Annotated in this window: 22 protein-coding genes; 8 read left to right on the top strand and 14 right to left on the bottom strand. The window is 60.6% G+C overall.

Annotated features, from left to right (window positions below; all coding sequences use genetic code 11):
• Positions 1-181: 181 nt before the first annotated feature.
• The 7 genes from LVY75_02265 to mmsB all read left to right on the top strand — a co-directional run bounded on the left by LVY75_02265 (position 182) and on the right by mmsB (position 7364).
• Positions 182-1393, top strand: coding sequence for an ABC transporter substrate-binding protein (locus tag LVY75_02265; protein XAZ20810.1), 1212 nt, complete (start codon positions 182-184; stop codon positions 1391-1393).
• A gap of 3 nt (positions 1394-1396) precedes the next feature.
• The gene (locus LVY75_02270) at positions 1397-2182 is read left to right on the top strand and encodes an ABC transporter ATP-binding protein (protein ID XAZ20811.1); all 786 of its coding nucleotides are present in this window, start codon (positions 1397-1399) and stop codon (positions 2180-2182) included.
• Positions 2182-2883: an ABC transporter ATP-binding protein gene (locus LVY75_02275; protein XAZ20812.1), complete on the top strand. Its 702-nt coding sequence runs from the start codon at positions 2182-2184 to the stop codon at positions 2881-2883. Before LVY75_02270 ends, LVY75_02275 begins: the two co-directional genes overlap by 1 nt.
• Positions 2884-2887: 4 nt before the next feature.
• On the top strand, positions 2888-3775 hold the full coding sequence (locus tag LVY75_02280) for a branched-chain amino acid ABC transporter permease (protein ID XAZ20813.1): 888 nt from the start codon (positions 2888-2890) through the stop codon (positions 3773-3775).
• Position 3776: 1 nt separating this feature from the next.
• Entirely contained in the window at positions 3777-4766 is a 990-nt protein-coding gene (locus LVY75_02285) for a branched-chain amino acid ABC transporter permease (GenBank protein XAZ20814.1), read from the top strand.
• Between the two features lie 111 nt (positions 4767-4877).
• A complete protein-coding gene (locus LVY75_02290) occupies positions 4878-6473 on the top strand; it encodes a GMC family oxidoreductase N-terminal domain-containing protein (protein ID XAZ20815.1) in 1596 nt (531 codons plus the stop codon).
• A 9-nt stretch (positions 6474-6482) separates the two neighbouring features.
• Positions 6483-7364, top strand: a complete 882-nt coding sequence (gene mmsB, locus LVY75_02295) for a 3-hydroxyisobutyrate dehydrogenase (protein XAZ20816.1) — start codon at positions 6483-6485, stop codon at positions 7362-7364.
• A 7-nt stretch (positions 7365-7371) separates the two neighbouring features.
• Here the strand turns inward: mmsB and LVY75_02300 are convergent, their stop codons facing one another.
• The 14 genes from LVY75_02300 to LVY75_02365 form a co-directional block, all read right to left on the bottom strand.
• The gene (locus tag LVY75_02300) at positions 7372-8421 is read right to left on the bottom strand and encodes a siderophore-interacting protein (protein XAZ20817.1); all 1050 of its coding nucleotides are present in this window, start codon (positions 8419-8421) and stop codon (positions 7372-7374) included.
• Positions 8418-10415, bottom strand: coding sequence for a Fe(3+)-hydroxamate ABC transporter permease FhuB (fhuB, locus tag LVY75_02305; protein XAZ20818.1), 1998 nt, complete (start codon positions 10413-10415; stop codon positions 8418-8420). Before fhuB ends, LVY75_02300 begins: the two co-directional genes overlap by 4 nt.
• Positions 10399-11274, bottom strand: coding sequence for an ABC transporter substrate-binding protein (locus tag LVY75_02310; protein XAZ20819.1), 876 nt, complete (start codon positions 11272-11274; stop codon positions 10399-10401). Before LVY75_02310 ends, fhuB begins: the two co-directional genes overlap by 17 nt.
• Positions 11275-11277: 3 nt before the next feature.
• Positions 11278-12057 carry an ATP-binding cassette domain-containing protein gene (locus LVY75_02315; protein XAZ20820.1) on the bottom strand — a complete coding sequence of 260 codons (780 nt, stop codon included), beginning with the start codon at positions 12055-12057 and terminating at the stop codon, positions 11278-11280.
• A gap of 90 nt (positions 12058-12147) precedes the next feature.
• Positions 12148-14313, bottom strand: coding sequence for a TonB-dependent siderophore receptor (locus tag LVY75_02320; GenBank protein ID XAZ20821.1), 2166 nt, complete (start codon positions 14311-14313; stop codon positions 12148-12150).
• A 162-nt stretch (positions 14314-14475) separates the two neighbouring features.
• Positions 14476-15360, bottom strand: a complete 885-nt coding sequence (locus LVY75_02325; protein ID XAZ20822.1) for an AraC family transcriptional regulator — start codon at positions 15358-15360, stop codon at positions 14476-14478.
• A 117-nt stretch (positions 15361-15477) separates the two neighbouring features.
• Positions 15478-16233, bottom strand: coding sequence for a fumarylacetoacetate hydrolase family protein (locus LVY75_02330; GenBank protein ID XAZ20823.1), 756 nt, complete (start codon positions 16231-16233; stop codon positions 15478-15480).
• Between the two features lie 78 nt (positions 16234-16311).
• The gene (locus tag LVY75_02335) at positions 16312-17679 is read right to left on the bottom strand and encodes an FGGY-family carbohydrate kinase (GenBank protein ID XAZ20824.1); all 1368 of its coding nucleotides are present in this window, start codon (positions 17677-17679) and stop codon (positions 16312-16314) included.
• Positions 17676-17996 (bottom strand): L-rhamnose mutarotase, encoded by a 321-nt coding sequence (rhaM, locus tag LVY75_02340; GenBank protein ID XAZ20825.1) that lies wholly within the window; start codon positions 17994-17996, stop codon positions 17676-17678. Before rhaM ends, LVY75_02335 begins: the two co-directional genes overlap by 4 nt.
• Positions 17993-19003, bottom strand: coding sequence for an ABC transporter permease (locus tag LVY75_02345; protein XAZ20826.1), 1011 nt, complete (start codon positions 19001-19003; stop codon positions 17993-17995). The genes rhaM and LVY75_02345 overlap by 4 nt, the downstream gene beginning before the upstream one ends.
• Positions 19000-19989, bottom strand: a complete 990-nt coding sequence (locus tag LVY75_02350) for an ABC transporter permease (protein ID XAZ20827.1) — start codon at positions 19987-19989, stop codon at positions 19000-19002. The genes LVY75_02345 and LVY75_02350 overlap by 4 nt, the downstream gene beginning before the upstream one ends.
• A 10-nt stretch (positions 19990-19999) precedes the next feature.
• On the bottom strand, positions 20000-21535 hold the full coding sequence (locus tag LVY75_02355; GenBank protein ID XAZ20828.1) for a sugar ABC transporter ATP-binding protein: 1536 nt from the start codon (positions 21533-21535) through the stop codon (positions 20000-20002).
• 72 nt (positions 21536-21607) lie between these two features.
• On the bottom strand, positions 21608-22603 hold the full coding sequence (gene rhaS / locus LVY75_02360) for a rhamnose ABC transporter substrate-binding protein (GenBank protein XAZ20829.1): 996 nt from the start codon (positions 22601-22603) through the stop codon (positions 21608-21610).
• Between the two features lie 47 nt (positions 22604-22650).
• Positions 22651-23463, bottom strand: coding sequence for a DeoR/GlpR family DNA-binding transcription regulator (locus LVY75_02365; GenBank protein ID XAZ20830.1), 813 nt, complete (start codon positions 23461-23463; stop codon positions 22651-22653).
• A 208-nt stretch (positions 23464-23671) separates the two neighbouring features.
• Between LVY75_02365 and LVY75_02370 the strand changes: the two genes are divergently transcribed.
• A complete protein-coding gene (locus tag LVY75_02370; GenBank protein XAZ20831.1) occupies positions 23672-25768 on the top strand; it encodes a bifunctional rhamnulose-1-phosphate aldolase/short-chain dehydrogenase in 2097 nt (698 codons plus the stop codon).
• The last annotated feature ends 7 nt before the right edge of the window (positions 25769-25775 follow it).

A 25775-nucleotide genomic window follows, 5' to 3' on the forward strand; every position in this document is an offset into this window, starting at 1 on the left:
AGCACCATTATGACAGTATCTGTTCAAAAACGAACAGATACTGTTTGGAATTAGATGTAAACCGCCAGTTGCCTCGTGGAGGAAATTCCGTGATCGTAAGGGTGGAGCGGCCGCTTTGAGGAGAGCGGGTCGCCAAATTTGAACAGATTCGCGATCTGGCCAATCTCTGGGAGGAGAGAATATGCGAAAGAATTTCATTGCGTCCGTTGCATTTTTGCTTGCAAGCAGCACTGCCGTGTTTGCCCAGAGCGCAGCTATTTCCGATGGTAAGGTCAAGATCGGCATCCTGAACGACCAGTCGGGCGTTTATGCCGACTTTGGCGGCAAATCCTCTGTCGAGGCCGCGAAGATGGCCGTCGAGGACTTTGGCGGCAAGGTACTCGACATGCCGGTCGAGATCGTTGATGCCGACCACCAGAACAAGCCTGATATCGCCTCCAACATTGCCCGCCAGTGGTATGACACCGAACAGGTCGATGCCATCATGGAACTGACGACCTCTTCGGTTGCGCTCGCAGTCCAGGCGGTCGCCAAGGAAAAGAAGAAGATCGATATCGTTACGGGTGCTGCGACGACTGATCTCACCGGCAAGGCCTGCTCGCCTTATGGCTTCCACTGGGCCTATGACACCCATGCACTTGCCGTCGGTACCGGCGGGGCACTGGTCAAGCAGGGCGGCGACAGCTGGTTCTTCCTGACGGCGGATTACGCTTTCGGCTACTCGCTGGAACAGCAGACCACCGACTACGTAAAGGCAAGCGGCGGCACGGTCGTCGGTTCGGTACGCCATCCCTTGTCGACACAGGATTTCTCGTCCTTCCTGCTGCAGGCACAATCATCGGGCGCCAAGGTTATCGGCCTGGCCAATGCCGGCCTCGATACGTCGAATGCCATCAAGCAGGCGGCAGAGTTCGGTATCACCCAAGGTGGCCAGCATCTGGCGGCATTGCTCTTCACGCTCGCCGAAGTTCACGGCCTTGGCCTCGAAGCAGCTCAGGGCCTGACGTTGACGGAAGGCTATTACTGGAACCGCGACGACGACAGCCGCGCATTCGCCAAGAAATTCTTTGCCCGCACCGGCAAGATGCCGAACATGATCCACACCGGCACCTATTCGGCGGTTCTGCAATATCTGAAGGCGATCCAGAAGGCCGGAACGGATGAGACGGAGGCCGTCGCCAAGCAGTTGCACGAAATGCCTGTCGACGACGTCTTCGGCCGTGGCGGCACGGTTGGCCCGAACGGCCGCATGATCCATGACATGTACCTGCTGCAGGTCAAGAAGCCCGCGGAAAGCAAGGAACCGTGGGATTACTTCAACGTTCTCGCCACCATCCCGGGCAAGGAAGCCTATATCGATCCCGCCAAGAGCGGCTGCGATCTGGTGAAGTGAACGATGGCGGTTTCCGCGATTGAAACTGGAGCCAAGCCGCGGGTGGTACTCTCCGCCCGCGGCCTGCGACGCGATTTCGGCGGCTTCACGGCCGTCAAGAATGTCGATCTCGATGTGCATGATGCGAGCGTCCATGCACTGATCGGGCCGAACGGTGCCGGCAAGACGACGGTGTTCAACCTGCTCACCAAGTTCCTGCAGCCGACATCAGGCGCCATCACGCTGATGGGGACCGACATCACCAGGACGCCTCCGGACCGCGTGGCGCGCATGGGCCTCGTCCGTTCGTTCCAGATCTCTGCCGTCTTCCCGCATCTTTCCGTGCTCGATAATGTCCGGGTCGCCCTGCAGCGGCCGAATAATCTTTCCACACAGTTCTGGCGACCGCTTTCGGCGCTCGACAGTCTCAATGATCGGGCCGAGCAATTGCTCGCCAGTGTCGGGCTTTCCAAGGAGCGTGATCATATCGCCGCCGACCTCTCCTATGGGCGCAAGCGTGTGCTGGAGATTGCGACCACTCTCGCGCTCGATCCGAAAGTGCTGCTTCTCGATGAGCCGATGGCCGGTATGGGGCAGGAGGATGTCAGCGTCGTCTCCGCCATCATTCGCGATGTCGCCCGCGACCGCGCGGTTCTGATGGTCGAGCACAATCTGTCCGTCGTTGCCAATATCTGCCAGCATGTCACCGTGTTGCAGCGCGGCGAGATCCTCGCCGAGGGCGACTACGCAACAGTCAGTCAGGATGAGCGCGTGCGCCAGGCCTATATGGGCACGGAGGAGCATCACTGATGGCGCCGCTTCTGGAAGTTCAGGGGCTGAACGCCTGGTATGGCGAAAGCCATATCCTTCACGGCATCGATATGATGGTCGGCGAGGGCGAGATGATTACCATTCTCGGCCGCAACGGCGTCGGCAAGACGACGACTTTGCGCACCATCACCGGTATTGTGCGCTCCCGGAAGGGAAAGATCAGCTTTGCTGGTACGGATATGATGCAGGTGCCGCTGCATAAGACCGCCCATAAGGGCATCGGCTTCGTACCGGAGGAGCGCGGTATTTTTTCGACGCTGACGGTTTCGGAAAATCTGATGCTGCCGCCGGTCGTGGCGCCCGGCGGCATGACTCTCGATGAAATCTACGAGCTTTTTCCAAACCTTTACGAGCGGCGCACGAGTTCCGGCACCAAGCTCTCGGGCGGCGAGCAGCAGATGCTGGCGATCGCCCGCATTCTGCGCACCGGCGTGCGCCTGCTGTTGCTCGATGAGCCAACTGAGGGGCTGGCGCCTGTTATCGTGCAGCGGATCGGCGAGGTTCTCAGGACGCTGAAGGAGCGCGGCATGACGATCGTGCTCGTCGAGCAGAATTTCCGTTTCGCAAGCCGTATTGCCGATCGCTTCTATCTGATGGATCATGGGCAGATGGTCTCGGAATTCCCTGTCGGCGAACTGCCGCAGCGCATGGATATGCTGCACAAGGTTCTGGGAGTGTAACGCGATGACGATGATCTTCGGCATTCCCTTGCAGGCACTGCTCGGCCAGCTGCTGATCGGCCTGATCAACGGGTCCTTCTATGCGCTGCTGAGCCTTGGTCTTGCGATCATTTTCGGTCTTCTGCGTGTCATCAACTTCGCGCACGGCGCCCAGTACATGCTCGGCGCCTTCGTGGCCTACCTGCTCTTGAACTATCTCGGTATCGGCTACTGGCCGTCGCTGATCCTGGCGCCCGTCATCGTCGGGCTAGCCGGCGCAGTCATCGAGCGGCTCTTCCTTCGCCGCCTCTATGATCTCGATCCGCTCTACGGCCTGCTCTTCACCTTCGGTCTGGCGCTCGCAGTCGAAGGCACGTTCCGCTATCTCTACGGCTCATCCGGCCAACCCTATGCGACGCCACCGGCACTGGCCGGGGGCGTGAATCTCGGCTTCATGTTCCTGCCGATCTATCGCGGTTGGGTGGTGGTCGTTTCGCTCGTCGTCTGCATCGGCACCTGGCTGCTGATCGAAAAGACCAAGCTCGGCGCCTATCTGCGCTCGGCGACGGAAAACGCCACGCTCGTGCAGGTCTTCGGCGTCAACGTTCCGGTGCTCCTGACCTTTACCTATGCGCTCGGCGCCGGCCTTGCGGCCTTCGCCGGCGTGCTCGCCGCCCCCATCTACCAGGTCTCGCCGCTGATGGGCTCCAACATGATCATCGTCGTCTTTGCCGTGGTCGTCGTCGGCGGCATGGGGTCGATCATGGGCGCCATCATCACGGGCTATGTGCTTGGCATCGCGGAAGGCCTGACCAAGGTCTTCTATCCGGAGGCCTCCAATATCGTCGTCTTCGTCATCATGGCGATCGTGCTTCTCATCAGGCCCGCGGGCCTCTTCGGCCGGGATGCGTGACATGGCTGACATCACCGAAACCATCCGAACGGAAAAGAGCCGCACTGCTTTATCGGTGCAGACCGCGTTCCTGATCATCGGGCTCCTGCTTCTCTTGCTCGCGCCCTTCTTCTTCTACCCGATCTTCCTGATGAAGCTGCTTTGCTTCGCGCTCTTTGCCTGTGCCTTCAACCTGCTGCTCGGCTACACGGGACTGCTGTCCTTCGGCCATGCCACCTTCTTCGGCGGAGCTGCCTATTTCACCGCCTATACGGTGAAGTCCTGGGGCTTTCCGCCCGAGCTCGGCATCCTCGTCGGCGTCGCCGGGGCCGCATTTCTGGGCCTCGTCATGGGCTTCTTTGCGATCCGCCGCCAGGGTATCTATTTCGCCATGATCACGCTGGCGCTGTCGCAGATGTTCTTCTTCTTCTGCTTGCAGGCAAAATTCACTGAAGGTGAGGATGGCATCCAGTCAGTGCCGCGCGGCCACCTCTTCGGCTTCGTCGATCTCAGCAGCTCCACCAACATGTATTATTTCGTGCTGGCGGTGTTCCTGATCGGACTTCTGATCATCTGGCGCTTCATCAATTCGCCCTTCGGCATGATCCTGAAATCGATCCGCGAGAACGAGCAACGGGCAATCTCGCTCGGCTATTCCGTGGCGCGTTACAAACTCGGAGCCTTCGTAATGTCGGCAGCTCTTGCCGGGCTGGCAGGATCGGTCAAGGCTCTGGTCTTTCAGTTTGCGACGCTGACGGATGTCGCCTGGCAGATGTCGGGTGAGGTGATCCTGATGACCCTGCTCGGCGGTATCGGCACGCTGATCGGCCCGGTCTTCGGCGCTGGCCTCGTCGTGACACTGCAGAATTACCTCGCGACCTCAGAATTTCCGGTGACTATCATCACCGGCGTGGTCTTCATGATCTGCGTGCTGATCTTCCGCCGTGGTATTATCGGCGAATTCTACGCCTCGCGGTTCGGGCGTAAACTGGGCTTTGTCTACCGCCGCTGAACGGGCGGACCTCTTTTCCTGCAATGGGAAAAGATGTGCAGCGGCGCCGCAAAATCCCGCCTCCGCGGCCCCGGGGAGGCGGGAGGGCAGCCATTTCGGAGTGCATGATCCATGGATCGCTACGACTATATCATCATCGGGGCAGGCAGTGCCGGCTGCGTGCTCGCAAACCGGCTATCGGCCGACCGCAATACGAGGGTCTTGCTGCTGGAGGCAGGCGGCAACGACAACTACCACTGGATCCATATTCCCGTCGGCTATCTCTATTGCATCAACAATCCGCGCACCGACTGGTGCTTTACGACCGCGCCCGAGGACGGGCTGAACGGGCGGGCGCTGAATTATCCGCGAGGCAAGGTGCTCGGCGGCTGTTCCTCCATCAACGGCATGATCTATATGCGCGGTCAGGCCCGCGACTACGATCTCTGGCGGCAGATGGGCTGCACCGGCTGGGGTTGGGACGACGTGCTGCCCTATTTCCGCAAGTCGGAAGATCACTATAAGGGCGAGGACGAGATGCATGGCGCCGGTGGCGAATGGCGCGTGGAAAAGGCGCGCGTGCGCTGGGATGTGCTCGATGCCTTCCAGCAGGCGGCCAAGGAGGCCGGCATTCCCGAAACGGCAGATTTCAATCGCGGCAGCAACGAAGGCTCCGGCTATTTCGACGTCAACCAGCGCGCCGGCATCCGCTGGAACGCGACGAAGGCCTTTCTGCGCCCGGCCATGAAACGCGGCAATCTCACTGTCATGACCAAGGCGCAGGTGCGGCGGCTGCTGGTTGAGGAGGGCTCCGTCACCGGCGTCGAGTTCCAGCATGGCGGCAGGGCGAAGCGGGCCTATGCAGCGAAGGAGACGGTGCTTTCGGCCGGCTCCATCGGCTCGCCACACATTCTGGAGCTGTCAGGCGTCGGCCGCGGTGACGTTCTCCATCAGGCCGGCATCGACGTGCTGACCGAGGTGAAGGGCATCGGGGAGAACCTGCAGGATCATCTGCAGCTTCGGCTTGCCTATAAGGTGACAGGTGTGCCGACACTCAACGAAAAAGCGTCGAAGCTGCTCGGCAAGGCGGCAATAGGCCTCGAATATCTCATGCACCGTTCCGGACCCATGGCGATGGCGCCAAGCCAGCTGGGCATCTTCACGCGGTCTGGCCCTGATAAGGAAACACCCGATCTGCAGTATCATGTGCAGCCTGTATCCCTCGACAAGTTCGGCGATCCCGTCCACGCCTTTCCGGCAATCACGGCGAGTGTCTGCAATCTCCGGCCCGAAAGCCGCGGTTCTGTCCATGTCTCCAGCCCCGATTTTGCCGCTCAGCCCGTCATTGCGCCAAAATACCTCTCGACACAGCGCGATCGCGACATAGCTGTTCGCTCGATAAAGCTGACGCGCCGGATCGTCGCGCAGCCATCCTTCGCCCGCTTTCATCCAGAGGAGTTCAAGCCGGGGCCGAGCTACCGAAACGAGGCGGAACTGGAAAAGGCGGCAGGCGATATCGGCACGACGATTTTTCATCCGGTCGGCACCTGCCGCATGGGCATCGACAGGGACAGCGTCGTCGATCCGCGGCTAAGATTGCGGGCGCTCGGCAGGCTCCGGATCGCGGATGCCTCGGTGATGCCGGCCATCACTTCGGGCAATACCAATTCGCCGACGATCATGATTGCCGAAAAGGCGGCGGCCATGATCATCGAGGACAACAGATAGGAGAAGAGCATGGCAAGGATCGGATTTATCGGGCTTGGCAACATGGGCGGGCCAATGGCTGCCAATCTCGTCAAAGCCGGCCACGAGGTTCTTGGCTTCGATCTCGCGGCTCCGGTGCTGAAGGCTGCGGAGGAAAGCGGTGTGAAACCGGCCAGCCATGCCAGCCAGGCGGTCAAGGAGGCCGAGATCATCATCACCATGCTGCCGCAGGGCAAGCACGTGCTGACGGCCTGGGCCGACATATTGCAATCGGCGGCGCGGGGTACGCTCGTCATCGATTGCTCGACCATCGATGTCGAAAGCAGCCGCAAGGCGCACGAAATGGCGAAAGCAGCAAGCTGCCTGTCGCTCGACGCACCCGTTTCCGGCGGCACGGGCGGAGCGAGCGCCGGTACCTTGACCTTCATGGCAGGCGGCTCGGAAGAGGCCTTTGCCAAGGCAAAGCCGATCCTAGAGGCTATGGGCAAGAAGATTGTTCATTGCGGTGAGGCAGGCGCCGGACAGGCGGCGAAGATCTGCAACAACATGATCCTCGGCATTTCCATGGTCGGCGTCTGCGAAGCCTTCGTGCTTGCCGAAAAGCTCGGTCTCTCGCATCAGGCGCTCTTCGATGTCGCCTCCACCTCATCCGGCCAATGCTGGTCGATCAACACCTATTGCCCGGTGCCGGGACCGGTGCCGACCTCGCCGGCCAACAATGACTACAAGCCGGGTTTTGCTGCAGCACTGATGCTGAAGGATCTGAGGCTTTCGCAGGAGGCTGCACTCGCGAGCGGTGCGTCCACGCCGCTTGGTGCGGAAGCCGCGCAGCTCTACGCACTCTTCGAGAAGCTCGGCAACGGCGGCAGGGATTTCTCCGCCATTATCGAGATGTTCCGCGAAAAGGCATAAGGCGCCTCTACCGCTCCCAATAGGCGCCGATGCTCATCTTGTGCCGGTCGTGGCCACGTTCGGTCTTGAGGAAATCGCGGATGCGCTTGGCCTCGGATCGTTCACAGCCGGCCCAGATGAAGGTCTCTGCGCCGACATCCGTCAGTGCGCCTTTGATGGCGCTTTCGATTAGACCCATGGTGCCGGCCGGCGCGCCGTTACGATGCATCCAGGTCAGGTCGACAATGCCAGCGGACGGCAGCGACAATTCCTCCGAGGGACCATCGACTTCGAGGAAGATACGCAACTGCGTTCCCGCGGGAACTTCTGCCGCAATGCGCGAGATCGCGGGCAGCGCCGTCTCGTCTCCGGCAAGGATCATCGACGTGGCATCGGGAACCCCCCCGCCTCCGGGGCCGAGTGCACCGGCGATATCGCCGGGCTGCGCATTCACCGCCCATTCGGCGCCGGGCATGTTTTCGCCTTCATGCAGCACGAAATCAATATCGATCTCGCCGCGTTCCAGATCGATCCTGCGGAACGTGTAGATACGCACGGTCAGCGCATCCTCATCCTTCGCCCATTCAATGCGGCCATCGGAGCGGAGCTTTGGCCAGACGGGCGCACGACCCTTCGGTGGGATCAGCAGGCGGAAGTGCAGCCCGCCGTGCGCGAAATGCCTGGCATCATCACATGCCACAGTCACCCGGCGCATATGCGGGCTTATGTTACGAGCGCCGATCACGCGGATTTCGCGCAGATCCGGTAGCTGGTCGGCTTTCGGTGCGTCCGACCATGTCAGCTCCAGCGTGTCTTCGCCGGCGAACTGAAAGAGATGCTCGGCAAGCACCGAGCGGACATTCTGGAGTGCACGCGCACTTCGGCACGTGAGTTCGATCTCGAGCTTGCGGCCCTCGTGCCGGATATCGGCCTTGCCGGTAATCATTTCCAGCGTGACCAGATCACCGTCGCGCTTCACGGTGCTGTGCTCGACGAAATGCGAGCAAAGCTCGTCGAGCATTCGGCCTGGATCGACGGCGATTGCGACGCCGGATGCGGTAAAGGGTTCGCCCATCATTGTTTGATGTCCTTTCGCGAAAGCAGCCAGATGAGGTAGGGGCCGCCGATCAGCGCGGCGAAAAGGCCGACCGGCACCTGATAGGGGTAGATGACGACACGCGAGAGCCAGTCGGCCGTCATCAGCACCCCGGCGCCCGAAAGCACGCTCGCAGCAAGCTGATGTGCAGGCCGGTCGAAGCCGGCCAGACGCGCCAGATGCGGGGCGATGAGCCCGGTGAGGCTGAGTGGGCCGACCAGGAATGAAGCGATCGCCGTCATCAGTGCGGCGAGCACGGCCAGAACCAGGCGGCTTGCGCCGACCCGGAGGCCAAGAGATCGACTGGAATTGCCGCCGAGCGGCAACATCGTCAGCCAGCGGCCGAGGAAGGGCAGCGGCGTCACCAGCACGATGAGCGAAATCATTGCCGTCCAGGCTTCAAAAGCACCCGCGCGATTGGTCGAGCCCGAAAGCCAGGTGAGCAGGATGTAACCACGCATGTCGCCCTGCGCGAGCACCATCGTGACGATTGCCATTGCGAAGGCGCCGATGCCGACACCGGCGAGCAGCATGCGCTCTGGCGAAAACTGCGCGCGAGCGGAAATGGCGATCATCGCGCCGAAAGCCGCGAGCGCGCCCAGCGCCATAGCGAGCAGCATGATGACGGGCGAGGGGAAGCCGAACAGGAAGAGCGCGACAGTCAGGCCCGCGCCGGCGCCGCTGCTGATGCCGAGCACTTCCGGACTGGCGATCGGATTGCCGGTGACGCGCTGCATGATGAAGCCGGCGGCGGCGAGCATGCCACCGGCACCGGCCGCAACTAACGTGCGCGGCAGGCGGAAAGGCAGGAGGTCAGTGAAGAGCACGCCGGTGGCCATATGCCAGCCATCATCGGCCGGACCGAGCGTGAGGAAGAGTGCGAAGAGCAGCAGGATTGCGGCTGACAGGACGGCAAGGGCGGCGATTGGCTTCGACAGCCTCTTGAGCGCCTGTGTTGACTGTGCTGCCACGGCCGGGACGGAATGCACGCGCGGCAGCAGGAACAGCAGCAGCGGACCGCCGAGCAGCGCGGTGGCAGCGCCGGTAGGGGCGAGATCGGTGAAGCCGGGGCCGAGAATTTGCGTCAGGCAATCGGTAAGGAACAGCAAAGCGGCGCCGGTCAGTGGCGCAGCGATCATCAGGCTTCCGGTACTGCGCGCACCCAGGAGCCTGGCGATGGCTGGTGCTGCGAGGCCGAGGAAGCCGATGACGCCGACTTCAGAGGTGACCGAGGCTGCAAGCCAGACAGCGAGCGCGAGGACGGCAAAACGCGCCATATGCAGCGCGAGGCCGAGGCTTCTGGCGCTGCTGTCGTCGAGCGTCAGGATGCGCAGCGGTCGTATCAGGATCAGGGCCGCGACAAAGCCGAGAACGAGGCGGGGTGCGAGCGTGATGACGCCATCCCAGTCCTGCTGGCTGAGCGAGCCAGCACCCCAGATATAGATCGACATGGCATATTCGCCGCGCGCGAGGATGAGGGTCACGCTCAGCGCTGCAGCGATCATGCTGACGATCATGCCGGAGAGCGCCACGGTGACCGGATCGAGCCCGCGTCGCCAACTGAGCGCCAACACGATCGCGACGGCGCCAAGGCCGCCGCCGAAAGCGACGATCTCTCGCGAAGGGCCGATCAGCAACGGCGAGAAACTGAGCGCTGCCGTCATCGCCAGTTCTGCACCGGAGGCAATGCCGAGTGTGGAGGCATCGGCTATCGGATTGCGCTGCACGCGCTGCAACAACGTTCCGGAAAGTCCGAGCGCTGCACCGGCAACCAGCGCCAGCACAGAGCGGGGGAGGATGCTGTTCCAGAGCAAAACGCTATCGAGGGCGGCCGCCTGAACGGCATCGTCAGGCACCTGCGGGCGTGTCGCGATCAGAAACACGAAGGCAGCGACGCAAAGGGCGGGAAGCACAATCGCCGCAAGCGGAAGTCTGTGACCGCGGGCGGGCTGAGCAAGGCTAGCCATTCCATGCATGACCGAGCCCCTCCTGCAAAAGATCGGCGAAGCGCTTGGCAGCAGGCAGCGCGCCGTAGGGGTTGATCGAACCAAGTACGAGCACGCGTTTCTCGCGTACCGCCGGCAACGCATTCCAGAAGGCACTTGTCGACAGCGTGGCGAGCGCATCAACGGGATGCGGCGGGATCATGACGATCCAGGCATCCGGCATGGAGGCCAGCGTCTCGATGCCGACAGGGGCCGCAGCCGAGTAGCTGGTCGCGCCTTGCCAGGCGTTGATCAGACCGACGCGCTTCAGCACCTCGCCGAACATGCTGTCGGAACCGAAGACGCGAAAATGCCTGGCATCGCCGAGATTTATCGGAAGGACAGGCCGGCCGTCGCCCGCCGCAAATGCGGCCTTGTATCGGTCCAGCCTTCCGGCAAGCTCTTCTGTGAGCTTTCTCGCAGCATCAAGCTCTAGGCGATCGCCGATGGCGATTGTTGCCTGTTCTGCCAGCATGTAAGGGCTCTCGCCGGGCTTGTAGATCGCGTGGCTTTCGACGGGTGCGATCGGCTGCATACGGGCATCCGCCCAGGCGTAGAAGTTCGAATTGAAAATCAGGTCCGGTCGGGCAAACCGCAGTACTTCGAGGTTTGGCGTGCCCCGCAGGCCGAGATCGGCGACATCATCTGGCACCGCGGGTATGACCGCCACCTCGCGGAACTGGCGAAGTTCTGTTCCGGCAACAACATTGGCGCCGATTGCCAGCAGGGTTTCGAGCAAGGCCCAATCGAGGGTCGCGACACGCACACTATCGGCCGCCCGCAGCAAAGCCGGGGCCGACAGCGTGGCCGCCGCACCGGCGAGAAGCTGCCTGCGGGAGAAAAATGCCATGGCCTACAACAGATAACTGACCGGCTCGTTGCGAACCGGATGCGGGAAAACACCCATGCCGACGCCGAAGATCGACTGCAGCATGTCGGCCTGCATGATATCGGCTGGCGTGCCTTCGGCGGTGATGCGGCCACGGTTGAGCGCGATGATCGCATCGCAGTAGCGCGCCGCGAGATTGATATCGTGCAGTACGATGACGACGGTTAGCCCGCGCTCATGGCTGAGTTCCTGCACCAGCGACAGCACGCTGGCTTGGTGCGCGAGATCAAGTGCTGAGGTCGGTTCGTCGAGCAGCAGGCAGCGGGCGTTCTGGGCAAGCATCATGGCGATCCAGGCGCGCTGGCGCTCGCCGCCAGACATGCTCGCGACAAGACGATCAGCAAAGTCCTCAAGTTCCGTGCGGACGATTGCTTCTTCGACCATGTCGCGATCGGTGGCACTGAAGCGGCCGAGCGTGCCATGCCAGGGGAAGCGGCCGAGCGCCACCAGTTCCCGTACGGTCATGCCATCGGTTGCTGGCGTGAATTGCGGCATATAGGCGACATGGCGGGCGAAGGCGCGACTGCCCCAGTCGGCGGCCGCCTTCCCGTCGAAAGAGATGGACCCGCTCTTCGGGGCGATCTGCCGGGCAATGATCTTCAGAAGGGTGCTTTTGCCGGAGCCGTTTGGGCCGACGAGGCCATAGATACGGCCAGCCTCAAGTGTCAGATCGATACCGTCGAGTATCGGCCTGTTGCCTATCGCGTAATCGATCCCGGCAAGGTTCAGGAAGGGCGTGGACACGAGGAAACTCCGGCTTTGCTGCAAGGGTTCGGGAGGACCAGGCCCTCCCTTTCATGCAGCTTCCTGAAAAACTAAACTCGATTTGTCAACTTACCATTTCTTGCTAAGCTTGAAAGTGACCGTGCGTGCGTCACCGTAACCGCAGACCGTCAGGCCCTGGCAGCTCGACACATACTCCTTGTCGAAGAGATTGGCGACGTTGAGCGACGCCGCCCAATTTTCCTTTTCGTAGCGGATGGCCGCGTCGAACACGGTCGCTGCCGGTACCTTCTCGGTGTTGGCTTCGTCAGCCCAGGACCAGCCCTGATGCCGAACGCCGGCGCCGAAGCTCACCCCTTCCAGCGCGCCCGTCGTGACGAGATAGTCGATCCAGAGCGAAGCCTTGACTTTCGGCGTGATGTAAGGGGATTTGCCGACGAGAAGCGGGTTGGCTTCGTTTTCAAGCACTTCCATGTCGGTATAGTCGAGCCCGGCAGTGACCTTCCAGTTGTCGTTGACGTTGACCTTGCTTTCGAGTTCGAAGCCGCGCGAACGCACCTTGCCGAGCTGACTCTGTTCGAAGGTGACCGGGTTCGTCACGGCATTGTTGCGCTTGTCGATCTGGAACGCCGAGGCCGTAATCACGCCGTCGAAGAAAGTCGGCTCATACTTGACACCGCCTTCGATCTGATAGCCTTCCTCAGGCTTGAGCGGGCCGGAAATGCCGGTGCCGATCAACGGGTTGAAGAAGCTTGCGACACTGACATAGGGGGTCAGGCCATTGTCGAACTCGTAGGCGAGGCCGGCACGGCCGCTGGCTGCGCCATCATCGAAGCTGTAGCTCGTCCCGATCGCGGCATCGGAGTCGATATCGACATGGTCATAACGGCCATTCAATGTCAGCAGCCAGCCATCACCGAAATGGATCTGGTCCTGAGCGTAAATACCGATCTGCTTCATGGTGACAATGCCATCGGCGTAAACGAAATTGGCTCCTTGCGGCGTGCCGTACACCGGATCGGTTGCGCTGATCGGGTTAGAGCCGCAGCAAGCCTGCCAATTGTCCAACCGGTAATATTTGTAGTCGATGCCGGCGAGCAGGTTATGCGTTGCGCCGCCGAACTCGGCCTCGCCCTCGATGCGATTGTCGATACCGACGGAATCGACGCCGGAACGGCCTTCGAAGCCGATACGAGCCAGATTGTAATCCGGTGCTGTCGGCACGCCGCCGACATAGCCGTTGAGGTATGGGCCCTGCTCATGCTTGTCGAGCCGGCCATAACGGAAGTTCGAGGTGAATTTCACGCCGCTGTCGAATTCGTGCTCGAATTCATAGCCGATCATTTTCTGGACATAACTGCCGTCGTCGATATCGGGCTCGCCGTAGAAGGCGTCGCGCGGGATCTTGCCGAAGGGCGCGTCTACGACCGTGCCGACATATGGGAAGAAACCGTTGCCGGTATGGACCTGATCGAGGCCTGCGAGATAACCCCAGACGGTGAAGCTCGTCGCATCGTCAGGTGCGATCTTCAGCTGCGGCATGATGAAGCCGCGGAAATCATGAGAGAAATCCGAGTAGTTGTCGCCGCCGGAGACCTTGCCGGTGATACGGTAGGTCATCGTATCGCTGGAACCAACCTTGTCGGATATGTCGAAACCGGTGAAGGCGTTGCCGTTACTGTTGATACCGATGTCGGTGTAATAAAGCGGCTCGTCGAGCGGGCGCTTGCGCACGAGATTGATGATGCCGCCCGGATTGGCGCCACCGTAAAGAACCGAGGCCGGCCCCTTCAGAACCTCGACGCGCTCCAGCATGAACGGATCGATCTGGAAACCGCCGAAGCCGTAGCTGAAGAGGTTCAGGTTGTCGAAGAAGACGCCGGTCTGTGTGGCGTTGAAGCCGCGGATATAGAACCAGTCCGTATCGGGGTCATTGCCGAAGGGCTGGGTCGTGACCCCTGGCGTATAAAGCAGGGCCTCGTCGATCTTGTTGGTGATGCCGTGATCGTCCATTTCCTGCTTGCCGATAACGGAGACCGACTGCGGGATCTCGTTCAGCGGCGTATCGCTCTTGGAGCCTGTGGAAGAGGTTTTTGCGACATAGCCTTTGACGGGGCTGGTGGCGGTTTCATCGCCGGCGCCCTGGATGACGATCGGCGCCAACTGCGTCGGATTGGCATCCTGGGCAACGGCGGAAGAGATCGCCATGATGCCGGTGACAGCCGTTCCTGCCAATAGATATGTCCTGAAGGTGAGCCCTTTGGTCTGCGCTCGCATAGATTACCCCACTCGTGCCGCGGCTTTTCCTACCGCGCAATGGCCTTGAATAAGTCGAGTGTTTAACTCAAATTTAATTGGGCGGATTGTCCTGATCGGGTGGAAATTGAACGTTCTTGGGCAATATTCCGCGCGGCGTGCAAAAGCTCAGGCGTGTTGCACTTACGCAATCTGCGCCTTTTTCCAGTTCGCCGGCGTGGTTCCCAGATTCTTGCGGAAGACACGGGTGAAATGGGCCTGATCGGCAAAGCCCGTTTCGACGGCAATGGTCGTCAGAGGATACTCGCTGCGCACGAGCAGATGTTTTGCGCGATCGAGGCGGAGATTGGTCTGATATTGATGCGGGGCAACACCGGTCGATGCCTTGAAGGCGTGGCTGAAGTGCGATTGCGACAGGCCCGTGACGGATGCCAGTTCCTCAAGCCGGATGTTGCGCAGGCAGTTTTCCTCGATGAAATCGGTGGCGCGGCGCAATTGCCAGCCGGCAAGCTTGCTGCGCTTGCGCGGCTGCACCTTGGTAAGCTTCAGCACATCGATAATGAGGGAGAGCGACAGGCCGTCGCCATAGAGATCATGCAGCGGCTGCGGATTGACGCATTCGGCGGCAATCAGCTGGGCGAGCGACAACAGCCGCTCGTCGGAAAACAGGAGCTGGGCATTGGCGAGGCGCTGCGGATCGAGATCATCGCCGAGCCTTCGGCTGATCGTCTCGACATCGAAATGGATATCGAGATGGCGCAGCGAATGCACATCCACCAGATCTGCCCAGACTTCCATATCGGCCGGCACATAGGAGATCGGCCGCTTTTCAGTGTCCTGGACCGTGCCGTGGGCACGTGGCGAGAGCTTTACCTGCGAATTGCCCGGCCCGCGCTTCTCAAGGAGGATGAAAAGCCGCGGGTCGCGCGATACGTAGTAGCCGCCGGAATGGGGAGCACAGTCCACATCCCAGACATCCGCCACGATGCCGTTCCACACCCGGCGATTGACGCCTTTGGTGACGGAAAAGCCGTGAATCCTGTTTTGCATGCGCGGTTGAAACGTCATTTCCACTTCTGTCTCCGGCCGGACGACCGAAATAAACCTTCGTCATAAACTCAAGTTTAATACAGGAGGCGGAGTGGGATGACAATCACCCAGTTCATGCGGGTGGAAATGCCGATATCAGACGACGGAGAAGGTCAACCTTGCGCTGTCGCCGAAGCGGATGTCGATCTCGCCGGGTTCGGTGAGTTCGACGGCGCCACTGAGCGTGCCGGTGGTGACAAGCGCGCCCGATTTCAGTGAACCTTCAGGGCGCAGAGGGTCGTTGGCGTAGTCGACCAGCCAGGTCACGACGTCGCCCTTCGGATGTTTGGCTAGGCCGTCATAGATTGTCTTGCTGCCTTGGGTGACCTTCAGCGGTGTGCTTGCGGCGGTATCGATGAAACTATTTGCGATGGAGGGGCCGAGCACATAGCCGCTATTGCCGAGGCGATCTGCGAGGAAGAGAAGGAAGGAGACAGCACCGCTTTCCCTGACCGCGCTGACCAGCAGTTCGGCGCCGAGATAGGCGGTGGAGATCGCCTCCAGCACTTCGGCGCGGCTATAGGGGGCACCCTTGCGGTAGGGCAGATCCTTGCCGAAGCGAACGGCAATTTCGGTTTCGAATTTCAGGCCCGGATACCAGGCAATGGTCGCACCGGAGACGGCTTCGGCATAGGGATGGAGAGGCGCTGTAACCGGCTGGCCCTCGGGCGAGACCGTGACCTTCCAGGCGTTGCTCGCGATCCCTTCTTCAGCCTTCACGGCATTCTGGGTTTCCATCGCCTGGTTCAGATCAGCCGGCAGCGAAAAGGCGCTCGTCGGCTCCTGCTTTGCGGCCTGGCGCAAGCCGCGGAGTTTGGTGGCGAGTGCGCGCGGGTCGAATGAATCAATCATGCTGTTTCCTCCATCAAATCGAGAGGTGCCACAGTAGCGGCGCAGCCGACGTGGACAAGGCTAGTCTTGGAAAGACTGTTATTCCATCGCGGCGTACCAGCGCTCCCGGTAGGCGGGCAGGCCTGGAATTGCCTGGGGGGAGAAGTGTTTTTCCACCCCGGATACCGGCTTGATGCCGGCAAGCAGGGCAGCGCCCTGACTGGTGCCGGTAGAGCCCGGCAGCGCCATCGTATCACGGCCGGTGATTGCGGCAATCAGCGACAGATAGGTCTCGTTCAATGCGAAAGGGCCTTCGACGATGATTGGCCCTTTGGCGCCGATCAGCCCGAGGCAGGCCTCCGTCATCAATGCGAGATAGAGGCAGGAAGCGGCATATTGTTCGTCGCGGCTCGCATCTTCCACGTTGATCCAGCGGCTGACCTTGCCCGGAAAGGGGCCCGAGCCGGGTGCCACGTTCGGCAGCAGCATGATGCCCCTTTCGACGACACCTGCGATAGCAGCTTTTGCCTCAGCGTCGCCAACCTTGCCGATCTCGGCCGACAGGATTTCGAATTCGCGACCGCCCATGAAACGGGAGGAGGGCACGGCGCGGCCATAGGCATCGACATTGGCGAGCGCATCGCGCTTGGCGTCGAGATGGGCGAGATCCCCGCCGACGCCGAAATTGATGACCCAGGTCCCGGTCGAAACGACGGTAAAGGGCGCCTCGCGGCCGACGAGATGCGGCAGGAGCGAAGCATTGGAATCATGGATGCCGCAGTAGACCGGCACCGAGAGACCGATTTCTTCGGCAATGTCCGGCAGAACGGGACCGAGTGGATCAAAGGCCGAATGGATCGGCGCCATCCGGTCGCGAATGGCAAGCGCATCGACCAGCGAAGAGTAGGCACCGGTCTTCGGGTTCCAGAGGTCCGTGTGGCAGCCGAGCGAGGTTGCCTCGTTTGCCGCCACGCCGGTCAATCGTGCCGACCAATATTGCGCATAGGTGAGGATGGTTGCGACCTTGGCGAACTCTTCGGCAAAAGCCGTTTTCTGGTAATGGAGTTGTGCGCCGATATTCAGGCCCATTGAAAGACGGGGCGAGAAGGTTTCGGTGAAGGGCGGCCGCAACGCGTCATAGGCGTCGCGGATCTCCTGTGGGTATTCATGTTCATAGTCGATGACGGGCATCACAAGCTTGCCGTCTGCGCCGAGCAGGGCGGCGGCCGCGCCATGCGTGGTGATCGAGATCGCATCGAAACCCGGCTCGCTCGCAAAGGCTTTCAGCGAGGCGAGAGCGAAGCTCCAGAGTGCTTCAATATCATAATGCGGATAAAGGCCGTCGCGGATGACCGTATTCGGCTCCTTGCGGACGGCGATTTCTGCGCCCGTCGTGCTGTCGAGAACGACGACCTTGGCGTTTGTCTTGCCGATATCGAGAACGGCGATGCGGCGGTAATCGCTCATGGCATATGAAAAACAGTAACGAGGTCGCTCTGTACGGGCGAATTGTCGGGATTGGACGCCATGATGTCAGCCATATGCGCCCACCATTTCTTCATGACGGGATGGTCCGGCAGGCTTGCCATCGTGTGATCCTGCGGCCGGGTCAGCACGCCGAAAAGCGTGTTGGTCTCGCGGTCGAGATGGATCGAATAGTCGCTGGCGCCGGACTGATGCAGCAGATCGACCAGTTCCGGCCAGATCTCGTCATGCCGTTTCCTGTATTCGGCCTCCATGCCAGGATTGAGCTTCATCTTGAAGGCGTGTTTTTCCAGGGTCATTTGGCGCTCATGGCTTTGATGCGGCGGGCGATGATCGGGATCGCGATGGTGATGATCAGGAGCAGGCCGATGAAGATCGACATGACGATGCCGGGTACGTTCAGGAGCCCCAGACCGAAAGTGACGAGACCCATGACGAAGGCGGCGATAACGACGCCGCCGATCGTGCCGGAACCGCCGAGGATCGAGATGCCGCCGAGCACGACCATGGTGACGACTTCCAGCTCCCATCCCTGAGCGATCGACGGGCGCGTCGAGCCGAGGCGCGAGGTGAGGCAGACGGCGGCGATGCCGCTCATCACACCGGTCAGCAGAAAGAGGATGAATTTTACACGCTCGACCGGAATGCCGGAGAAGCGGGCGGCAAAGTCATTGTTGCCGATCGTATAGACCTGCCGGCCGAAATTCGTCGCATGCAGCAGGATGGCGAAAAGGATCGCCAGTACGATGAACAGAACGAATTCAAAAGAGAAAACCCAGACGACGTAACCCTGGCCGAAATAGGCGAAATCAGCCGGATATTTTCCATAGGCCTGGTCGCCGAGCACGATGTAGGAAATGCCGCGGAAGAGGCTCATTGTGCCGATGGTGACGACGATCGACGGCAGTTTCAGCACGGAAACGAGCACGCCGTTGAAGATGCCGCAGAGAAGGCCGGTGCCGATGCCGATCAGCACGAGGCCCGGTGTGCCGACGCCGGCCTGTGCCGCAGCACCCATGGCTGTGGAAGCAAGCGCGATGATCGCGGCAACCGACAGGTCGATTTCACCTGCGATGACGAGCAGCGCCATTGCAAAGGCGATCATCGCCTTTTCGGTGAAGTTGAAGGTCGCGTCAGAGAGATTCCAGGCATCGAGAAAATAGGGCGAAGCTACGGAATTGAAGATGAAGATCAGGACGGCCACACCGAAGAGCAGCACTTCCCAGCTTGACATGACACGCTTGAAGGGTGTGCCGAGGCGATCGGGAATGACGCGCTTTTCGGGTGTTGACGAAACGGCGCTCATGCTGCGACCTCCGCTGCTGCGCGATCCCGCAGGATGATGCGGCCGCGATTGCGCTCGCGCCTTGCATTGAAGACGACGGCGAGAATGATGACGGTTCCCGAGATCGCCATCTGCGTGAAAGGCGAAATGCCGATGACGGGCAGGGCGTTCTTGATGACACCGAGGAAGAGCGCGCCGAGCACCGTGCCGGCAACCGAGCCGACACCGCCGGCAATCGAAATGCCGCCGATGACGCAGGCCGCGACGCTGTCGAGTTCGAAACCGTTGGCGATATCAACATAGGCGACCGCATAACGGGAAACCCAGAGATAGCTGGAAAGACCGGCGAGCGCGCCTGAGAGCACGAAGGCCAGGAATTTCGTCTTGCCCGTATCGATACCGGCATAAATGGCGGCGGTCGGATTGCCGCCGGTTGCATAGGCCGAGCGGCCGAACGGGCTGTAGCGCAGGAGCATGTACATCAGCGCGACGATGATGATGGCGACCCAGCTCAGTACAGGCAAGCCGAGGATCGGCGTGCGAGGAACGGCAAGGAAGGTCGGCGTCATCTGATGCGCGTTCACCCAGGCGCCGCCCGAAAGCACGAAGGCCATGCCGCGATAGATGGTGAGGGTGCCGAGGGTAACGACAATCGGCGGTATTTCGAGCCGCCAGACGAGGAAACCGTTGATCGATCCGAGGGCTGCGCCGATCACAACTGCCGCAAGGATGAGAACGATGAGCGGCAGTCCGGGAAAGGCGGCGTTCATCATCGCGATCGCCATGCCGGTAAAGGCGAGGTTGGCTGCGACCGAAAGGTCGATCGATTTCGTCAGGATCACCGTCATCTGGGCAAGCGCCAGGATGATGAGGATTGCCGTATCGTTGAAGATGCCGGCGAGATTATCCGGTGTGGCGAAATCGGCTGCGCGCGTCGAGAACACGGCAATCATCACCACGATGATGGCGAAGAGCAGGGTTTCGCGTTTTCTGATCAGTCTCATCATGCCCGTCACCTCATGCATTTCCGGTCGCCGCGCGCACCAGCGCTTCCGGCGAAAGCTGATCGCGTTCGAAGAATCCCGCCGACAGGCCTTCCTTCATGACGAGCACACGGTCCGACATGCCGATGATCTCGGGCAGTTCGGAAGAGATCATGATGATGGAGAGACCTTCTGCCGCAAGCTCGCTGATGAAGCCATGAACGGCAGCCTTCGAACCGATATCGATGCCCTTGGTCGGCTCATCGAGAATGATGACCTTCGGCATGGTGGCAAGCCATTTGCCGATGACGACCTTCTGCTGGTTGCCGCCCGAAAGTGTGCCGACCGGTACGGAAAGGGCAGCAGCGCGCAGGTCCAGCCGCTCGGCATATTTGCGGGCGAGCGCGAATTCCTCCGCGGCCTGCAGGAAGCCCTTGCGTGAGGTGCGCGTCAACGACGGCAGCGTCATGTTCTGATAGATCGGCATCGGCAGGGCCAGGCCGTGCCGGCCGCGCTCTTCCGGCACGTAGACGATGCCGGCGCGGATGGCGTCATGCGGCGAGTTGATCGAAATTGAACGGCCTTCAAGTGTCAAACTGCCCGAGAGCGGCTTGGTGATGCCGAAGAGCGACTGGGCCAGCTCCGAACGCCCGGCGCCGATCAGCCCGTAGATACCGAGGATTTCGCCCTTGCGCAGCGTCAGGGAAATGTCACGGAATTCGGTGCGATGGCTGTATTTCTCGACTTCGAGGACCGGGCCGCCGATCGCCACATCGATTTTCGGGAACGCGTTCTCGACGTCACGCCCGACCATCATGCGGACGATTTCGTCCTGCGGTGTTTCCTTGAGCTTTCCGTGGCCGACGGCACGGCCGTCGCGGAAGACGACGTAATTGTCGGCGATCTCGTAGAGCTCGTCGAACTTGTGGCTGATGAAAAGGATTGCCTTGCCGCTTGCCTTCAACCCCTCGACGATGCGGAAGAGATCGTCGATTTCCTTGCGCGACAGCGCAGCCGTTGGCTCGTCCATGATGACGATCCGGGCCTCGATCGACAAAGCGCGAGCGATCGCCACGAGATGGCGCTGCGCAATCGAGAGGTCCTTCAAGCGGATCGTTGGATCGATATTGCTTTCAAGCGAGGTCAGCAGCGCCCGTGAGCGGCTGTTCATCTCGCTCCAGTCGATCGTACGCCAGCGGGTGCGCGGCGCGTGGCCGAGGAAGATATTTTCGGCGACCGACAGTTCGTCGAAGAGCACGGTCTCCTGGTGGATGGCGGTTACACCTGCATCGATCGCGGCCTGCGCGGTGGCAAAATGCACCGAGTTGCCGTCGACAATGATCTCGCCCTCATTGGGGCGATAGATACCGGTCAGGATCTTGACGAGCGTCGACTTGCCGGCGCCATTTTCGCCGATCAGTGCCGTCACCTTGCCGGGATAAAGCGCGATGCTGACATTATCGAGCGCCTTCACGCCCGGAAAGATCTGCGAGATGCCGCGCATTTCCAGAATGGCGGATGCGTCATCGGTTTTTTGATCCGCGACAGGGTGTTGAAGGGCAGAGGACATCAGCAAGCTTACCACCATCGAAAGAGAAGCCCGGCGGCAGAGCCGCCGGGTGTCCGTTCATGATCTCTGAAATCAGAAGACCTTGGAGAACTGGTCGATGTTCGAGGCATTGTAGACGAAGGGGTCGGCCATCGCGGCTTCGCCATTGTCGCCGATCTTGATCTTGCCCATGCGGCCGGCCTCGATTTCGCTGCCCGGCTTGCCATCGGCATCACCCTTTGCAAGGTGATAGGCGATCTGCGTTGCAGAGTAGCCGAGATCGATCGGGTTCCAGATGGCGAATTCCTTCGTGGCACCCGACTTGATCGCTCCAGCCATTTCAGAGGGCAGGCCGAGACCGGTCACGTAGACCTTGCCGACCAGACCCTTGTCTTCGACAACCTTGGAGGCAGCGAGAACGCCGACCGTCGTCGGAGCGACGATGACCTTGACGTTCGGGTTGGACTTCAGGAGGCCTTCGGCTTCACGATAGGACTTGTCCGAGAGGTCGTCGCCGTAGACGGTGGTGACGAGGTTCAGGCCCGGGAAGTCCTTGAGCTGCTTCTTCATCTGGTCGATCCAGATGTTCTGGTTGGTCGAGGTCGTCGTTGCAGACAGGATGGCGAAGTCACCCTTGCCGCCATCAAGATGATCCTTGGCGAGCGTCAGGCACATCTTGCCGATCAGCTCGTTCGAAGACGGGTTGAGCTGCAGGATGCGGCCTTCCGGAGCAACGCCGGAGTCCCAGGAAATAACCTTGATACCGCGCTGGGTAGCCTTCTTCAGCGCCGGAACGACGGCGTCGGGGTCATTCGCCGAGATCGCGATGGCATCGACGCCCTGAGCGATTAGCGAGTTGATCACTTCGATCTGGCCTTCGGCCGTCGTGCTCGTCGGGCCGGTGTAGATGACTTCCACGCCGCCGAGTTCCTTGGCTGCTTCCTGGGCACCCTTGTTGGCGGCGTCGAAGAAGCCGTTGCCGAGCGACTTTACGACGAGGCCGATCTTGATGTCCTTGGCGCTTGCGGCGCCAGCCATCATGGCGACGGCAAAAGCCACACCGATTGCAAGTGTCTTTGCAAGTTTCATGTCATGTCCTCCCACTAAGATTTAGACTTCCACACCTCGCCGACGCCTCATGCGACCGACGAGGAATCCTCCTTCACAGCCTGGGCCACCGCGCTTGCCACGACGAGCCGGACGCCGGCATTCTCGATCATGCGAGCCGCTTCTTCCGAGATGCCGTCGTCGGTGATGACCACAGATACGCGGTCGAGCGGGCAAAGAATGAGGCTCGACCGGCGATTGAATTTGCTTGAATCGACCATGACGATGAGTTCATCGGCCTGGTGCATCAGTTTCTGCTCGCTCTGGATGATGAGGGCATCCGCCTCCATGATGCCGAGCGGGCCGACGCCCTGGGCGCCGATGAACATGCGCCGCGCATAAAAATTGCGGATCGCATCATTGTCGAAGGGCGACAGGATCAGGCTCTGCTCGCGATAGATCGCGCCGCCCGGCACTGTCACACTGTTCTTGGAATGCTTCACCAGATGTTCGGCAATGGCGAAGGAATTGGTCATGACCTGCATGCGATGGCCGGCCATGTAATGCACCATCTGGAAGGTCGTGGTGCCGCCATTGATGATGATGGCGTCGCCCGCTTCACAGAGATCGACGGCTGCACGCGCGATTGAGCGCTTTTTATCGATGTTGACCGATTCTGAAACCCTGAACGGGCGTCCTGCAAGATTTCCAAGCTGCGGCGGGTGCACAGCCTCCGCGCCGCCACGAACGCGCCGGATCTTACCCTGCACGTGAAGAGCCGCAATGTCGCGCCTGATCGTCGCTTCAGAAGCGTCCGTCAGCTCGGAAATGTCCTGAATCGTAACGACGGACTTTTCCTGGACGGCGCTTAAGATAATGCGATGGCGTTCGCGTTCGTGCATTGGGCTCCTCCTCTTGTCATATTTATTTCGTATCCGTTAAAGCCTGTCAATCAGAAACGATCATAAATTTTCATATTGCGATGCAACATAATCGAATTTGATCGTTTTCGATTGACAAGCGCCATTTTGATGCGCGATACCGTGAGCGAAAGGGCGTGCTTATCGCGGCGCCCGCAGGCCTATACACAAGCCTATATGGGAGGATGACATGGCGGCAAAGGTTCGACTTCTCGAGAACCGGTGGGATGATGCTTATGCGGCGGGCCTCGATGAGCCCGGCAAGCTTCTCTATCGCTCGAATCTGCTCGGTGCCGACAAGCGCATCACCAATTATGGTGGCGGCAACACGTCGGCCAAGGTCATGGAAACCGACCCGCTAAGCGGCGGCAAGGTTCAGGTTCTCTGGGTCAAGGGCTCGGGCGGTGATGTCGGCACGATCAAGCTCGACGGTTTCGCGACACTTTATCAGGACAAGCTGGAATCGCTGAAAGGCATCTACAAGGGCGTCGAAGACGAAGACCGCATGGTCGGCTTCCTGCCGCATTGCACTTTCAACCTCAATGCCCGCGCCGCTTCGATCGACACGCCGCTGCATGGTTTCGTGCCCTTTACGCATGTCGACCACATGCATCCGGACGCGATCATCGCCATCGCCGCCTCCAAAAACTCCAAGGAACTGACCAAGCAGATCTTCGGTGACGCGATCGGCTGGCTACCGTGGCGCCGCCCGGGCTTCCAACTCGGCCTCGACCTTGAAGCTTTCGTCAAGGCGAACCCCACCGCTAAGGGTGTCGTGCTCGAGAGCCACGGCCTCTTCACCTGGGCAAACGATGCCAAGGCCTGCTACGAACTGACGCTCGATATCATCAACAAGGCGATCGAATGGTTCGCCGGCCAGACCGAAGCCAAGACGATCTTCGGCGGTGCCGTCGTGCAGAGCCTGCCGGTAGCAGAGCGCCGCGCCATTGCCGCCCGCCTGATGCCGGAAATCCGCGGCCGTATCGGCAAGCAGGAGCGCAAGCTCGGACACTTCGATGATCAGGACGCCGTGCTTGAATTCGTCAATTCGAAGGACCTGCGCCCGCTTGGTGCGCTCGGCACCAGCTGCCCTGACCACTTCCTGCGCACCAAGATCCGCCCGCTGATCGTCGATCTCGATCCGGCAAAGCCTGATGTCGATGCCATCATCGCCGGCCTCGACAAGGCGCTTGAAGATTATCGCGCCGATTACGCGCGCTACTACAATGCCTGCAAGCACGCCAATTCGCCTGCCATGCGTGACGCCAATCCGGTCATCTTCCTGGTGCCGGGCGTCGGCATGCTGTCCTTTGCCCGGGACAAGGCGACGGCTCGTATCGCCAGCGAATTCTATGTCAACGCAATCAACGTGATGCGCGGTTCCTCGACGGTGTCAGAATATCAGGGCCTGCCGGAGCAGGAAGCCTTCGATATCGAATACTGGCTGCTTGAAGAAGCCAAGCTGCAGCGCATGCCGAAGCCGAAGAGCCTGGCAGGCAAGGTCGCCTTCGTGACCGGCGGCGCCGGCGGTATCGGCCGCGCCACGGCTGCGCGCCTCGTCGGCGAGGGCGCCTGCGTGGTACTTGCCGATATCGATCAGGCCGCACTTGAATCGACCGAAGCCGAATTCGTGAAGAAGTACGGCGCGGATGCGGTGCGCACTCTGAAGCTCGACGTTACCAAGGAAGACGGAGTCATCTCTTCCTTCGCCGAATCCTGCGTCGAGTTCGGCGGCATCGATATCCTCGTTTCGAATGCCGGCATCGCGTCTTCGGCGCCGATCGAGACGACAGAGCTTTCGACGTGGAATCGCAATATCGACATTCTGGCGACCGGCTATTTCCTCGTTTCGCGCGAGGCTTTCCGTCTCTTCCGCCGTCAGGCGCTTGGCGGCAACGTCGTCTTCATTGCATCGAAGAATGGTCTTGCCGCTTCACCGAATGCGGCCGCCTATTGCACGGCAAAGGCTGCCGAAATCCACCTTGCCCGTTGCCTGGCGCTCGAAGGCGCAGAGGCCGGCATCCGCGTCAACACCGTCAATCCGGATGCTGTGCTCCGCGGCTCGAAGATTTGGAGCGGCGAATGGCGTGAACAGCGCGCGGCTTCTTCAAAGATCGAAGTGGACGATCTCGAGGAACATTACCGCAAGCGTTCCATGCTGAAGCTCAACGTCTTCCCGGAAGACATCGCCGAAGCCGTCTACTTCCTGGCATCCGATCTTTCGGCCAAGTCGACCGGCAATATCATCAATGTCGATGCCGGCAATGTTCAAAGCTTCACGCGCTGATAGCGAG

The sequence above is a fragment of the Sinorhizobium sp. B11 genome (assembly GCA_039725955.1).
In the GTDB taxonomy this organism is placed as follows: domain Bacteria; phylum Pseudomonadota; class Alphaproteobacteria; order Rhizobiales; family Rhizobiaceae; genus Rhizobium.

Excerpts from the sequence above, each read along its gene's own strand:
- LVY75_02265 (XAZ20810.1), top strand. The coding sequence starts at position 182 with ATGCGAAAGAATTTCATTGCGTCCGTTGCATTTTTGCTTGCAAGCAGC.
- LVY75_02270 (XAZ20811.1), top strand. The coding sequence starts at position 1,397 with ATGGCGGTTTCCGCGATTGAAACTGGAGCCAAGCCGCGGGTGGTACTC.
- LVY75_02275 (XAZ20812.1), top strand. The coding sequence starts at position 2,182 with ATGGCGCCGCTTCTGGAAGTTCAGGGGCTGAACGCCTGGTATGGCGAA.
- LVY75_02280 (XAZ20813.1), top strand. The coding sequence starts at position 2,888 with ATGACGATGATCTTCGGCATTCCCTTGCAGGCACTGCTCGGCCAGCTG.
- LVY75_02285 (XAZ20814.1), top strand. The coding sequence starts at position 3,777 with ATGGCTGACATCACCGAAACCATCCGAACGGAAAAGAGCCGCACTGCT.
- LVY75_02290 (XAZ20815.1), top strand. The coding sequence starts at position 4,878 with ATGGATCGCTACGACTATATCATCATCGGGGCAGGCAGTGCCGGCTGC.
- mmsB (XAZ20816.1), top strand. The coding sequence starts at position 6,483 with ATGGCAAGGATCGGATTTATCGGGCTTGGCAACATGGGCGGGCCAATG.
- LVY75_02300 (XAZ20817.1), bottom strand. The coding sequence starts at position 8,421 with ATGATGGGCGAACCCTTTACCGCATCCGGCGTCGCAATCGCCGTCGAT.
- fhuB (XAZ20818.1), bottom strand. The coding sequence starts at position 10,415 with ATGCATGGAATGGCTAGCCTTGCTCAGCCCGCCCGCGGTCACAGACTT.
- LVY75_02310 (XAZ20819.1), bottom strand. The coding sequence starts at position 11,274 with ATGGCATTTTTCTCCCGCAGGCAGCTTCTCGCCGGTGCGGCGGCCACG.
- LVY75_02320 (XAZ20821.1), bottom strand. The coding sequence starts at position 14,313 with ATGCGAGCGCAGACCAAAGGGCTCACCTTCAGGACATATCTATTGGCA.
- LVY75_02325 (XAZ20822.1), bottom strand. The coding sequence starts at position 15,360 with ATGACGTTTCAACCGCGCATGCAAAACAGGATTCACGGCTTTTCCGTC.
- LVY75_02330 (XAZ20823.1), bottom strand. The coding sequence starts at position 16,233 with ATGATTGATTCATTCGACCCGCGCGCACTCGCCACCAAACTCCGCGGC.
- LVY75_02335 (XAZ20824.1), bottom strand. The coding sequence starts at position 17,679 with ATGAGCGATTACCGCCGCATCGCCGTTCTCGATATCGGCAAGACAAAC.
- rhaM (XAZ20825.1), bottom strand. The coding sequence starts at position 17,996 with ATGACCCTGGAAAAACACGCCTTCAAGATGAAGCTCAATCCTGGCATG.
- LVY75_02345 (XAZ20826.1), bottom strand. The coding sequence starts at position 19,003 with ATGAGCGCCGTTTCGTCAACACCCGAAAAGCGCGTCATTCCCGATCGC.
- LVY75_02350 (XAZ20827.1), bottom strand. The coding sequence starts at position 19,989 with ATGATGAGACTGATCAGAAAACGCGAAACCCTGCTCTTCGCCATCATC.
- LVY75_02355 (XAZ20828.1), bottom strand. The coding sequence starts at position 21,535 with ATGTCCTCTGCCCTTCAACACCCTGTCGCGGATCAAAAAACCGATGAC.
- rhaS (XAZ20829.1), bottom strand. The coding sequence starts at position 22,603 with ATGAAACTTGCAAAGACACTTGCAATCGGTGTGGCTTTTGCCGTCGCC.
- LVY75_02365 (XAZ20830.1), bottom strand. The coding sequence starts at position 23,463 with ATGCACGAACGCGAACGCCATCGCATTATCTTAAGCGCCGTCCAGGAA.
- LVY75_02370 (XAZ20831.1), top strand. The coding sequence starts at position 23,672 with ATGGCGGCAAAGGTTCGACTTCTCGAGAACCGGTGGGATGATGCTTAT.